This is a genomic window from Pseudophaeobacter sp., assembly GCF_048267565.1.
GTDB lineage: Bacteria > Pseudomonadota > Alphaproteobacteria > Rhodobacterales > Rhodobacteraceae > Pseudophaeobacter > Pseudophaeobacter profundi.
Window position 1 is genome coordinate 386,825 of the sequence record NZ_JBLWXG010000002.1, and the last position, 13,039, is coordinate 399,863.

Genomic DNA, 13,039 nt, shown 5'->3' on the forward strand with positions numbered 1-13,039 from the left:
CAGCCCCGTCAGGCCAGCCCCGTCAGGCCAGATCGGGCACAATTACCCGACTGCCCAGCTGTACCCGTGCTGCCAGCCAGTGCAGATTGGCGCGCGAAAAGGCGATGCAGCCCTCGGTCGGGTAGCCCGGTCGTCGCCATTGGTGGATAAAAATGGCGGATCCCCGGCCCGGCGTTGCCACTGGCCAGTTCCAATCCAGCACCAGCACCAGATCATAGAGCGGATCGGCGCGGCGCAGGTGTTCGTGGCTATGGGGATAGGGCGTGGTGACATGGGTGTTGTAGCGCGCATCATTGCTGTCGTCAGACCACAGATCGCCAGGGCCAATCGCCCGCGCCCAGGGCGTGGGGCATGTGATGCGGTCGGGGCGATAATACAGGCCGACGACGTGATGTACCCCGATCGGGGTGGCGCCGTCCCCTTCGCGCTTGTCACTGCTCAGCCCTCCCTTGCCGATACTGCAGGGCAGCAGTCGCCCGGCAAAGCGCAGTCCGCGCTTGGTCAGCACCAGATCGCCGGGATGACATGCGGGTGGCACTGTCACAGCATATGACCGGATTTTGCGGCCTTGGTGGCCAGATACTGGCTGTTGAAGGCGTTCTTTCCCACCTGCAGTGCCACGCGTTCCGCCACTGTGATACCGGTCTTTTCCATCATGGCGATCTTGTTGGGGTTATTGGTCAGCAGCCGCACCTGGTCAAATCCCAGCTCCTTGAGGATGGCTGCACCCAGTCGAAAATCGCGTTCGTCGTCTTCAAAGCCCAGGCGGTGGTTGGCCTCAACCGTATCAAAGCCCTGATCTTGCAGGGAATAGGCGCGCATTTTATTGGCCAGCCCAATGCCGCGCCCTTCCTGGTTTAGGTAAAGCAAGACGCCGCTACCTTCCGCGCCCATCTGCGCCAGCGCTGCATTCAGCTGTGGGCCGCAGTCGCATTTCAGCGACCCCAGCACATCACCGGTGAAACAGGCGGAATGCAGCCGCGCCAAGACCGGCTTGCTGCGATCTGGCCGCCCGATTTCGATGGCATAGTGTTCTTCGGCTCCATCGTTGGGGCGAAACACATGCAACCGGCCAGCCTCGGCGGCCTGCATCGGCAGGCGGGCGGCGGCCACGGCATGCAGTGGCGAGCTTTGGCTCATCAGTGGTTCGGCGGCGGCCTGCGGCAAGAGGGTCAGGCCATGCTGGCTGGCAAAGGCGGCACCGCCACCCAGCGGGACCAGCAGGGCGGCAGGCAGCAGCCGGGCCGATTTGACCAGGGCGATGGCCAGCCGGTGCAGGGTTGCGCTGCCCTCGCGGGCACTGGTCAGCGGGCCCTTCATCGGTTGGCTCAGATCATCGGCGGGATCGGCCAGGGCCTGGATCCAGCCCAGATCGGCGGCGGCTGGCAGGCAGATGCGTGCGGTATCGCCATCGTAGGCCCGCGCCTTCAGGGTTTCGGCGCGGCGCGCGGTCAGGGCCAGGGTGACCTCTCCCAGGGCCTGCATATCCTGCAACCGGGCGGCAGAGAGGCTCTCGGCGGCGATGGCCAGGGCGGCCTGATCACCATCGGTCAGAACAACAGGCAGCCCCATGCGCAGATCCACCCGCGCGCGGGCCAGGAGTTCGATCAGGGTGGGTATCAGGCTCATGCGGCAGATCCAGGGCTTGGTGACATAAATGCCAGCCTTTCCTAGGCTCAATTCTTGCAGAAGTGAAACAAATCCTTTGGCAGGGACACGACGGCGTGAATGTTTTGCAGCATATCTTGTTGTTTGCCTGTGGGCAGCGCATCTGTGACAAAGGCAACCCGGAGAATAGAGCGATGGCGCAATTGAAGAAGATCCTGCTGGTCGATGATGATGAGGACCTGCGCGAGGCCCTAAGCGAACAGTTGGTGATGACCGAGGACTTTGACGTCTTTGAAGCCGACAGCGGCCAGAGCGCCATGGAGCGCGCCAAGGAGGCGCTGTATGATCTGGTGATCCTGGATGTGGGCTTGCCTGATACCGACGGCCGAGAGCTGTGCCGCTTGATGCGCAAGCAGGGCGTCAAGGCACCCATCCTGATGCTGACCGGCCATGACAGCGATTCGGACACCATTCTGGGGCTGGACGCCGGCGCGAATGATTATGTCACCAAACCATTCAAATTCCCGGTGCTTCTGGCCCGTATCCGGGCGCAGTTGCGTCAGCATGAACAATCCGAAGACGCGGTTTTTGTGCTGGGGCCTTATACCTTCAAGCCGGCGATGAAACTGCTTGTGACCGATGAAGACCGCAAGATCCGCCTGACCGAGAAAGAGACCAACATCCTGAAGTTCCTCTATCGGTCGACGGATGGGGTTGTTGCGCGTGATGTGCTGCTGCACGAGGTCTGGGGCTATAACGCCGGGGTCACAACCCACACGCTGGAAACCCATATTTACCGGCTGCGGCAAAAGATTGAACCGGATCCTTCCAATGCCCGCATTCTGGTGACCGAATCCGGTGGCTATCGGCTGATCTCCTAAGGGGCTGGGCCAGCCCCCCGGTGCTTGGCGCGGGATAGGAACCAGCCGCGAAATAGCGTCGTGGCGGCAGGGGTATGACATTCCTTTCAGGGCTGCTCTTCTCTGGGCGACTGGCCTATGGTAGCGAATGATACCCCTGCCAAACGGAGCACCTCATGGCCTTTACTCTTGCCACCTGGAACATCAACTCGGTTCGCCTGCGTGAAGGGCTGGTGCAGAAGCTGCTGCGCGAAGAAGCCCCGGATGTGCTGTGTCTGCAGGAATGCAAAAGCCCGGTAGAGTTGATTCCAACCGATGGCTTTGCCGATCTTGGCTATCCCCACATGGTGGCGCGCGGCCAAAAGGGATATAATGGCGTTGCCATCCTGTCGCGCCTGCCCATCGAAGAGGTGGGGTCTATGGATTTTGCCGATCTGGGCCATGCCCGCCACATCGCCGGGCGGCTGGAAAACGGGGTCACCATCCAGAATTTCTATGTGCCTGCAGGCGGCGACAAGCCCGACCGGGCGGTGAATGAGAAATTCGGCCAGAAGCTGGACTACCTTGCCGAGATGCGCGATTGGTTCAAGGCAGAGGCCCCCGAGAAATCCATTCTGGTGGGGGATCTGAACATTGCCCCGCGTGAAGATGATGTCTGGGATCACAAGAAAATGCTGAAGATTGTCAGCCATACGCCCGTTGAGGTCGATTTGCTGGCCGCCGTGCAAGAGGCTGGCGGTTGGGCTGACGTCACCCGCGCCGATATTCCCGAAGGTCTGCTGTACAGCTGGTGGAGCTATCGGGCCAAGGACTGGGATGCGGCAGATAAGGGACGTCGGCTGGATCATGTCTGGGCCACCGGCGATATCCGGCACGCGGCACATTCCAGCCGGGTTCTGCGCTCTGCGCGCGGCTGGGAAAAACCCAGCGATCACGCGCCGGTCTTTGCCACTTTCGATCTCTAGGCGGCCTGGCCGCGGCAGAAGGCAAAGGGGGAACTCCCGCCTGTTGCGGGGCATGAAATGCCCCTTCACAGTTGGGCCCGGCGCCGCGCTGTTGCGCGGCGCGGTGGCGCATCTTGCATAGCGAAGCCGCGTGACCGCAGCTGGCTGGGCCTTGGCCCGGACAAATTCGGCCGGGGAGCCGCCTTGGTGAACTCCTCTCTTGGTTTCTTTGCTACGGGATTCCATATAGGGGCCAAGCTTCAAACGGAGAAGGTTGAGACATGGATATTATTGGCGGAGCGGGCGACGCAGCCCCCGTAGGTGATTTGGTCAAGGACGTCGATGAGGCGACCTTTATGCAGGATGTGGTCGAGGCCTCGATGCAGGCACCGGTCATCGTTGATTTCTGGGCGCCCTGGTGCGGCCCCTGCAAAACGCTGGGCCCGGCGCTGGAGGCTGCTGTTGTCAAGGCCAAGGGGGCCGTGACCATGGCCAAGATCAACGTTGATGAAAATCAGCGCCTGGCCCAGGCGCTGGCGCAGCAGGGGCTGCCGTTGCAGTCCATTCCGACCGTTGTGGCCTTTGTCGAGGGCCGCCCCGTTGATATGTTCCAGGGCGCCCTGCCCCCCAGCGAGATTGACGCCTTTGTGAAAAAGACCATCGAGGCCGCAGGCGGCAGTGCTGACGGCGGGCTGGTTGAGGCGCTGGAAGTAGCAGAGCAGATGCTGGCGGATGGCGATCATGCCGACGCGGCCCAGACCTTTGCCGCCATCATTGGCGAAGACGACAAAAGCGCTGCGGCCTATGGTGGCTTGGCGCGGGCGCATATCGCGTCGAACGATCTGGACCAGGCAGAGGCCGTGTTGAACGGCGCTCCAGCGGAGATTTCCGAAGCTGCCGAGATCGAGGCCGCGCGGGCCCAGATCGAATTGGCCCGCCAGGCCGAAAATGCCGGACCGGTTGCCGAGCTGGCGGCGAAAGTCGCTGCCAGCCCCGACGATCTGGAAGCCCGTTTCGAGCTGGCCCAAGCGCAACACGCGGCTGGCGATGCCGAGGCTGCCGTGGCCGAGCTGCTGGAAATTTTCCGCCGCGACCGCGAGTGGAATGATGGTGCCGCGAAGGCGCAGCTCTTTACCATCTTTGATGCGCTGCAGCCCAATGATCCTGTGGTGCTGAACGGGCGACGTAGGCTGAGCTCGATGATATTTGCCTAATCGGGTCTGCGCTCTACAGTAGTAGATATGATGCACCCTGCTGATCTGCCGGACACCCTTGCGGTGTTTCCTCTGCCCCGGGCGATTTTATTGCCCCGGGCCCGCCTGCCGTTGCATATTTTTGAGCCGCGCTATTTGCAGATGTTTGAAGATGCACTGAAAACGCCTGAACGATTGATTGGCATGGTCCAGCCCTGTCCGCAGCCTGCCAGTGCAGGCAAGTCAGTTTTGCGGCAGGCAGATGCCTCCTACAGCAGCGCGGCGGGCAGCGAGCCTTTGCACAGGATTGGCTGCGCCGGCCGGGTGACGCAGTTTTCAGAAACCGAAGATGGCCGCTATCTGGTCACGCTGGCGGGTCTGTCACGTTTTCGCATTCAGGGAGAGGTCGCTGGCTTTTGCCCCTATCGGCGCTGCGATGTGACCTGGGACGGATTTGAACGCGATCTTGGCGTGGGAGAGGCCGACACGCAGTTCGATCGCGCCGATTTTCTGGCGCTGCTAGAGCGGTTCTTCAATGCGCAGGGGCTGTCAACCGATTGGGAGTCCTTGCAGGACGCAGAGGATGAGCTGCTGATCAACTCGCTGTCGATGCTGCTAGAGTTCGACGCAGAGGATAAACAGGCCTTGCTAGAGGCGCCCTGTCTTGTCACAAGACGCGAAACCCTTGTCACATTGATCGAATTTGCCCTGCGCGGTGGCGCCCATGAGGATATCTTGCAATGACTGAAACAGCCCCTGTCAGCTTTGACCGCCGGATGTTGGAAGCGCTTGTCTGCCCACAGACCCAGGCGACGCTGGAATATGATGCCGAAGCCCAGGAACTGGTGTCAAAAGCCGCCAATCTGGCCTTTCCAATCCGCAACGGTATCCCTGTCATGCTGGTGGACGAGGCCCGCACCCTGGACTAAGGGCGCGCGAGGGGCCTGGGCCAGGCTGCTGCAACAGGGGTGCGGTAGGGGGCTGATGCGGGCCCTAGATCGCTTCACCTTTCAGCAGGCGTGGCATATCCCCGGTCAGACCTGCCGCTTCACGCATGAAACCACGGCGCAGGCCGGGCAGGGCGTTGACCATCCCCATACCAAGATCGCGCCCCAGTCGCAGCAATGGATTGTCGTTGGAAAACAGACGATTGACCATGTCCGTGCTGGCGGCCAACGTGGCGGTATCAAAGCGGCGCCACTGCTGATAGCGCGCCAAAACCAGTTCTGACCCGATGTCTTCACCGCGCCGGGTTGCTTTGGTCAGCACCTCGGCCAGCGCGGCGATGTCGCGCAGGCCGGCGTTCAATCCCTGGCCTGCAATCGGATGCATGCCATGGGCGGCATCGCCCACCAGCGCCATGCGGTCGGCAATGAAACTATTGGCGATGGTCAGGTTCAGCGGGTAAGTGAACCGCTTGCCTGCCAGGGAAATATCGCCCAGAAAATCGCCAAACCGGGGTTTCAGCGCCATAAGGTAGTCGCTGTCGGCCAGTGCATGAATAGCCGCCGCCAGCTCTGTTTTTTCGCTCCAGACAATGGAAGACCGGTTGCCCGGCAGCGGCAGGATCGCCAAAGGTCCGGCGGGCATGAAGAATTGATGGGCAATGCCATGATGCGGTTCAGCATGGTCAATGGCGCAGACCAGCGCCGTTTGCCCATAGTCCCAGCCAGTGCGCTTGATACCGGCGCGGGTGGCGGTGCCGCTGCGGCGTCCATCTGCCCCCACCAGCATGTGTCCGCGCAGGCTTTCGCCATTTTCCAGTGTCAGGGTCACGCCGGTTGGATCGCTGGCCTGCGCCACAACGCGGGCCTGGTTGATCAGCGTGATGCCGGGGGTGTCGTCCAGTGCCTGCAGAATGGCGCGGCGCAGGTAGCGATCTTCCAGCATATAGCCCATCGGGCCTTCTTCCAGCTCTGCCTGATCAAAATGCACAAAGAACGGCGCGGCCCCCTGGCCGACGTGACCGTCACTGGCCTTGATTTCCAGCATCGGCTGGGCGTGCTCCGCCACCTGCGACCAGACGCCGATCTGATCCAGCAGGCGCTGTGAGGCCAGCGCCAGCGCATAGCCGCGCCCATCGAAGGTTTCGGCTTCAAAGTCGGCGCGCGGCAGGGCGTCAACTACGGTGACGCTGTGGCCAGTTTGCGCCAGGGCCATGGCGAGTGCAGGACCATTCAGGCCGCCGCCAACGATCAGGATGTCGGATGTATTTTTCATAGCTGGCAATATGCGCTGATTGTTTGATTTGTCCATGGGCGGTTGTGTCGCTTTTCGCGTTGGAGGCCTGGGCAGGACGCTGTCGCTGGTGCTTCGGGATTGTACCGCCGCCGCCACGGGGCTACCGTCTCCGCAAAATGGATCGGCCGTAGAACGGACAGGAGACGGGAAAGATGCAGACGTGGTTGAAGATGAGCGCAGCAGAGCTGGGGCGCGGTATTGCCGCCAAAGAGATCGACCCGGTTGAACTGACCCAGACCTATCTGGCTGCTATTGATGCACATCCGCACCGGGATCGGATCTACACGCAAGTCACCCATGATCGCGCCATGGCCGAAGCTCATGCCGCGGCACAGCGGGCACAGCAGGGCCTGCGCCTGTCGCCGCTGGATGGGGTGCCGATCAGTTGGAAGGACCTGTTTGATTCTGCGGGCACAGCCACCGAGTCGGGCTCGGCCCTGTTGCAGGGGCGGGTGCCGGATCAGGATGCGCTGGTGCTGGAAACTGCCACCGCCATGGGCAGCGTTTGCCTGGGCAAAACCCATATGAGCGAGCTGGCATTTTCCGGTCTTGGCCTTAACCCGGTAATGCAGACACCGCCTTGTATCAATGATGAGACGGCGGTGCCGGGGGGCTCTTCCTCTGGTGCGGCGGCCTCGGTGGCCTTTGGGTTGGCGGCGGCGGCGATCGGCTCTGATACGGGCGGTTCGGTGCGTATTCCGGCGGCCTGGAATGATCTGGTGGGCCTGAAAACCACCGCCGGACGGGTCAGCCTGGAAGGGGTGGTGCCACTGTGCCTGAAATTTGATACGGTTGGCCCGCTGGTGCGCTCGGTCGAGGATGCGGCCCTGTTGCTGGGGCTGCTAGAGGGGACAACCGGCCCGGATATGCGCCACCCGGCCAGCCTGAAGGGGCGGCGCTTTGGCGATCTGCGCGGTATTGCACAGGCGGATCTGGACCCCAAAGTCGCCGAGAGCTACGCTGAAAGCCTGCGCCGTCTGGAGCAGGCCGGTGCCGAGATTGTGCCGCTGCAGGTACCCGAGTTGGAGACGGCGATGGGGCTGAGCGCGATCCTGTTCACCACCGAGGCCTACGGGCTGTGGAAAGAGGTGATCGAAGCGCGGCCCGAGGTGATGTTTGACAAGATCCTTGAGCGGTTCCGGTCGGGGGCAGAATTTTCTGGGGCGGATTATGTTGCGGCCTGGGCCAAGCTGGAACAGGCCCGTGGTGCCTGGGACGAGGCCGCTGCCGGCTTTGACGCGATCCTGACGCCAAGTTGCCCGATACTGCCCCCCAATCTGGAACGGCTGCAACAGGATCAGGCCTATTACGTGCAGGCCAACCTGCTGACGCTGCGCAATACCCGGATTGGTAATCTGATGGGTCTCTGTGCTCTTAGTCTGCCCAGTGGCACCCCCAGTTGTGGTTTGCAGATCCTTGGTCAGCCCGATTGCGAAGAGGCCCTGTTGCGGCTTGGCGCATCGGTAGAAGCGGCGCTGGCGGTAGGGTGATGTACTGGCGGGGCTGCAGGCTGCGCGCTGCAAAACCGACTGCCCAGCAATGCGCAGCTGGGTGGATGCTGGCGGGAAAGTCACAAATATTGCCTGCGGGGCAGGCAGCGGCTGGACGCGATGGTGCTTGCTCTGTAATTTATCCCCAAACGGGGCGTGAATGATCCCGAATTTGAGGCACAGCTATGACTTTCCCTGAGCGGTTTTCGAACCTGCCGGCCTATGCATTTCCGCGTTTGCGGGCCCTATTGGACCACCACAGCCCCGGCGGCGATGTGGTGCATATGACCATTGGCGAACCCAAACATCCCTTCCCGCCTTGGGTCAGCGATGTCATCGCGGAAAATGCAGCCGGGTTTAACAGCTACCCGGCCAATGACGGATCGGACGCACTGCGCGGCGCCATGAGCGATTGGGTCGCCCGGCGTTACGGTGTGACGATGGATCCTGCCACCCAGGTCATGGCGCTGAACGGTACCCGCGAGGGGCTGTATAATGCGGCCATGGCGCTCTGCCCTGAGGTGAAGAATGGGGCGCGGCCTGCGGTGTTGATCCCCAACCCGTTTTACCAGGTCTATATGGTGGCCAGCCTGTCGGTTGCAGCAGAGCCAGTGTTCCTGCCCGCCACCGAGGCCACTGGCCATCTACCCGATTATGATAGCCTGCCACCAGATCTGCTTGATCGCACCGCCATTGCCTATATCTGCTCTCCGGCCAATCCGCAGGGCGCGGTGGCTGATCGCAGCTATTGGCAGCGGCTGATCGCATTGGCGGAAAAGCACGATTTTTGCATCTTCGCCGATGAATGCTACAGCGAAATCTACCGCGATGAAGCGCCTGTGGGCGCGCTGACCGTGGCACAGGAGATGGGGGCCGATCCCGAACGGGTGGTCCTGTTCAATTCGCTCTCCAAACGGTCGAACCTGCCGGGGTTGCGCGCCGGGTTGGTTGCCAGTGGGCCAGAAAACATCAAACGGCTGAAGCAGTTGCGCGCCTATACTGGGGCGCCTATTCCGGGGCCGCTGCAGGCAGCCGCCGCCAAGGTCTGGGCGGATGAGGTGCATGTAGAGGAAAACCGGGCGCTCTACCGGGAAAAATACGCGCTGGCGGATGAGATTTTTGCTGGTCTGGATGGGTACATGCCGCCCAAGGCCGGTTTTTTCCTGTGGTTGCCGGTGCCGGATGGCGAAGCAGCGGCGCTGAAGCTCTGGCGGGAAACCGGGGTGCGGGTGTTGCCGGGGGCCTATCTGGCCCAGGGCGTGGCCGGGGAAAACCCGGCAAGCGGCTACATCCGGGTGGCGCTGGTAGCGCCGGCAGAGGAAACGCGGGCTGCATTGACGGCTTTGCGGCGCTGTTTGTACGATAGGTGAAAGACTGCGCGCAGAGACTGGACGTGGTCTCTGTGCGCCAAGAAATAGCATTGGTCCAGGGCAGATATTGGACCAAGATAAACACTGGCTGATGACACGATCCTGGGGCAAACACCGGGCGCATTGGCACTAATGAACCGAGGTTGGCATGGCATTTCAAACCCGTAGCAGGGACCCCCTGCTTGACAGCACAATGCAGGCGGCGATCGAAAAACGTGGCAAAGAGTTGATCGGGATTTTCCTTATCGCGCTTGGCCTTGCTGTGGCTGCGATGGTGGGATCCTACACGCCGGATGATCCCAATTGGATGGTTTCGACCGATGCGCCGGTGCAAAACTGGCTGGGTCGGCCCGGCGCCTCTATTGCGGCGCCTTTGTTCATGGTCGTGGGCTGGGCGGCCTGGACTCTGGCGCTGACGCCGCTTGCCTGGGGCGTGCGCTTCCTGCTTCACAAAGGGGAAGAGCGGGTGCTGGGCCGGATGATCTTTGCCCCGGTTCTGCTGGCGGTGGCGGCGATCTATGCGGCGACGCTGGTGCCAGAGGCGGACTGGAAGGCAACGCACAGCTTTGGCCTTGGTGGGCTGTTCGGCGATACTGTCATGGGGGCCTTGCTGACACTCTTGCCGGTGAGTTCGCATTTCGCGGTGAAATTGATGTCGCTTGTGATGGCGGCGGCGATGCTGGGTCTTGGTGTCTTTGTCGCCGGGTTCTGCCGCACCGAGCTGTCACGTGGCGGCAACTATCTGATGCTGGGCTTTGTGTTGATCTATGGTGGTATTGCCAGCCTGCTGGGGCGGGGTGCCACTCGCGGGTTTCAGGCCGCCATTGCCCTGCGTAACGAACGGCGGGCTGCCAAACTGCAGGCCGAGCAAGACGCCTGGATCGCCGATGACGACGGTGCCCAGTTGTTTGAAACCTATCCGCAGGAGGATACGCCAGCGCCCCTGGTAGCAGAACGGCCGGAAAAAACCGGTCTGTTTTCCCGCGTGCCCACCCTGATGTGGCGCAGCGAGCCAGAGCCGATGCAGATGCCCGAGCCCGAGCTGGTGGACACTGCTGCTGGCGGCGAAGAGCTGCTGTCGGGGGATGCGCGGATCTCGGAAAAGATTGCCAGCGCCGTGCGTATTCGCCGTGCGGCCGCCCAGATGCCGGATCACGATCCCAATCTGCCTCTGACCAAGGGGCGTGGACGGCGGGCAGAGCCTTTGCTGTTCAACCCGAATGCCGCCGACGGCCTGCCACCAGAGCCACCGCTGACCGCCAGCCAACCTGTTCCGGCCGCCCCTGATGTGGCAACAGCCGAGCAGGCCAGTGCGACCCCGACCTTTGTCCCCACGGCCCCGATGGACCATATGTCTGATCCCGGATTTGAATCGCAGCCCAGTGTCCCGCAGCCCAGTATTGCGCAGGCCAGTGCGCCGGTTTCGGCAGAGGCTCCGCAGGCAGGCATGCAGATTCCCGATGGGCTGACGCCGGATCGGGTGGTGAGCGAGGACCTGCCCGCCGGGCGTGTAATCAACCGTGACGTTGACCCGGCGCCCAAGGCTGCTGCGACACCGGAAACAGCTGCCCCGGCAGCAGCGGCCCCAATGGCAGCGGCAGCTGGCAGTTTTGAACTGCCGGTGGCAGAGCCGCGCAAAGCCGTGGTGGAACAGCCGCCGCGCAAGGCGGTGCAGCCTTCGACGCGGGCCAAGGCCGAGGCCCAGCCCGATCTGGCCTTTGAAGAGGCGGACAATGATTTTGAACTGCCCCCCTTGTCGTTGCTCGGCCATCCCAGCCAGGTGCAGCGCCATCACCTGAGCGACGAAGCCCTGGAAGAAAATGCCCGGATGTTGGAAGTGGTGCTGGATGATTATGGGGTAAAGGGGGAAATCGTATCGGTGCGCCCCGGCCCCGTTGTCACCATGTATGAGCTGGAGCCCGCGCCGGGTCTCAAGGCCTCGCGGGTGATTGGCCTGTCGGATGATATCGCACGGTCCATGTCGGCGCTCTCGGCGCGGGTGTCCACCGTGCCGGGCCGTACGGTGATTGGCATCGAACTGCCGAACGAAAAGCGCGAGATGGTCAATTTCCGCGAAATCCTGTCGTCGCGCGATTATGGCGATGGCACCCAGAATCTGCCCTTGGCGCTTGGCAAGGATATTGGCGGGTCGGCCATGGTTGCCGACCTGGCCAAGATGCCGCATTTGCTGATTGCCGGTACTACCGGGTCGGGTAAATCGGTTGCAATTAACACCATGATCCTGTCGCTGCTGTACAAGCTGTCGCCAGAGGAATGCCGTCTGATCATGATTGACCCCAAGATGCTGGAACTGTCGGTCTATGACGGTATCCCACATCTGCTGTCGCCAGTTGTCACCGACCCCAAGAAGGCGGTTGTCGCCCTGAAATGGGTGGTGGGTGAAATGGAAGACCGCTACCGCAAGATGTCCAAGATGGGTGTGCGCAACATCTCTGGCTACAATGGCCGGGTGAAAGAGGCGCTGTCCAAGGGCGAGATGTTCAGCCGCACGGTGCAGACCGGCTTTGACGATGACACCGGAGAGCCAGTGTTCGAGAGCGAAGAATTCGCCCCCGAAGCGCTGCCCTATATCGTGGTTATCGTTGACGAGATGGCCGATCTGATGATGGTTGCGGGAAAAGAGATCGAAGCCTGCATCCAGCGTCTGGCGCAGATGGCACGGGCCAGCGGCATTCACTTGATCATGGCTACCCAGCGGCCCTCGGTGGATGTGATCACCGGGACCATCAAGGCGAACTTCCCTACCCGGATTTCCTTCCAGGTGACCTCTAAGATCGACAGCCGTACCATCCTAGGCGAAATGGGGGCCGAACAGCTCTTGGGGATGGGCGATATGCTTTATATGGCGGGCGGCGCCAAGATCACCCGCTGCCACGGGCCGTTTGTGTCGGATGAAGAGGTTGAAGAGGTGGTCAACCACCTGAAACAATTTGGCCCTCCTGAATATATGGGCGGCGTGGTTGAGGGGCCCGATGATGAAAAGGCCGACAATATCGACGCGGTTCTGGGCCTGTCGACCGGCGGCAATACCAACGGCGAAGATGCGCTCTATGATTCTGCGGTGCAGATCGTGATCAAGGATCGCAAGTGCTCGACCTCTTACATCCAGCGCAAGCTGGCTATCGGCTACAACAAGGCGGCACGGCTGGTTGAACAGATGGAGGAAGAAGGCCTGGTCTCGCCTGCCAACCATGTGGGCAAACGGGAAATTCTGGTGCCAGAGCAATGACACTGGACATCCCCTACAGGGTCTTTCAGCAATAAATCGCGGGGCCGGTCCGGAAATGGATCGGCCTCTTTTCTTTTGCGCCT

The 13,039-nt window shown here is 61.8% G+C and carries 11 protein-coding genes; 8 read left to right on the top strand and 3 right to left on the bottom strand.

Translation table 11 applies throughout. The features are described 5' to 3' along the window. Positions 1-22 precede the first annotated feature (22 nt). Both ACN0VH_RS08280 and ribA read right to left on the bottom strand, forming a co-directional pair. Positions 23-544, bottom strand: a complete 522-nt coding sequence (locus tag ACN0VH_RS08280) for a L,D-transpeptidase family protein (protein WP_417700285.1) — start codon at positions 542-544, stop codon at positions 23-25. Continuing rightward, entirely contained in the window at positions 541-1,629 is a 1,089-nt protein-coding gene (ribA, locus tag ACN0VH_RS08285) for a GTP cyclohydrolase II (RefSeq protein WP_278922001.1), read from the bottom strand. The genes ACN0VH_RS08280 and ribA overlap by 4 nt, the downstream gene beginning before the upstream one ends. 173 nt (positions 1,630-1,802) lie before the next feature. Between ribA and ACN0VH_RS08290 the strand changes: the two genes are divergently transcribed. The 5 genes from ACN0VH_RS08290 (at position 1,803) to ACN0VH_RS08310 (ending at position 5,534) form a co-directional block, all read left to right on the top strand. Then, a complete protein-coding gene (locus ACN0VH_RS08290; RefSeq protein WP_278922000.1) occupies positions 1,803-2,489 on the top strand; it encodes a response regulator transcription factor in 687 nt (228 codons plus the stop codon). 155 nt (positions 2,490-2,644) lie between these two features. Then, complete coding sequence (locus ACN0VH_RS08295) at positions 2,645-3,433, top strand: exodeoxyribonuclease III (protein ID WP_278921999.1); 789 nt, start codon at positions 2,645-2,647, stop codon at positions 3,431-3,433. 260 nt (positions 3,434-3,693) lie between these two features. After that, a complete protein-coding gene (locus ACN0VH_RS08300; protein WP_417700286.1) occupies positions 3,694-4,626 on the top strand; it encodes a tetratricopeptide repeat protein in 933 nt (310 codons plus the stop codon). Between the two features lie 27 nt (positions 4,627-4,653). Further along, positions 4,654-5,349 (top strand): LON peptidase substrate-binding domain-containing protein, encoded by a 696-nt coding sequence (locus ACN0VH_RS08305; protein ID WP_278921997.1) that lies wholly within the window; start codon positions 4,654-4,656, stop codon positions 5,347-5,349. Beyond that, a complete protein-coding gene (locus ACN0VH_RS08310; protein ID WP_278921996.1) occupies positions 5,346-5,534 on the top strand; it encodes a Trm112 family protein in 189 nt (62 codons plus the stop codon). The genes ACN0VH_RS08305 and ACN0VH_RS08310 overlap by 4 nt, the downstream gene beginning before the upstream one ends. Before the next feature lie 64 nt (positions 5,535-5,598). Here ACN0VH_RS08310 and ACN0VH_RS08315 read toward each other — a convergent pair whose 3' ends face one another. Beyond that, a complete protein-coding gene (locus ACN0VH_RS08315) occupies positions 5,599-6,825 on the bottom strand; it encodes an FAD-dependent monooxygenase (protein WP_417700287.1) in 1,227 nt (408 codons plus the stop codon). A 173-nt stretch (positions 6,826-6,998) separates the two neighbouring features. Here ACN0VH_RS08315 and ACN0VH_RS08320 point away from each other — a divergent pair, with 173 nt between their 5' ends. From ACN0VH_RS08320 to ACN0VH_RS08330, 3 genes are all read left to right on the top strand, one after another. Continuing rightward, complete coding sequence (locus ACN0VH_RS08320) at positions 6,999-8,336, top strand: amidase (RefSeq protein WP_278921994.1); 1,338 nt, start codon at positions 6,999-7,001, stop codon at positions 8,334-8,336. Between the two features lie 185 nt (positions 8,337-8,521). Then, entirely contained in the window at positions 8,522-9,706 is a 1,185-nt protein-coding gene (locus ACN0VH_RS08325; RefSeq protein ID WP_278921993.1) for an aminotransferase class I/II-fold pyridoxal phosphate-dependent enzyme, read from the top strand. Between the two features lie 148 nt (positions 9,707-9,854). After that, positions 9,855-12,956, top strand: a complete 3,102-nt coding sequence (locus tag ACN0VH_RS08330) for a DNA translocase FtsK (RefSeq protein ID WP_278921992.1) — start codon at positions 9,855-9,857, stop codon at positions 12,954-12,956. The last annotated feature ends 83 nt before the right edge of the window (positions 12,957-13,039 follow it).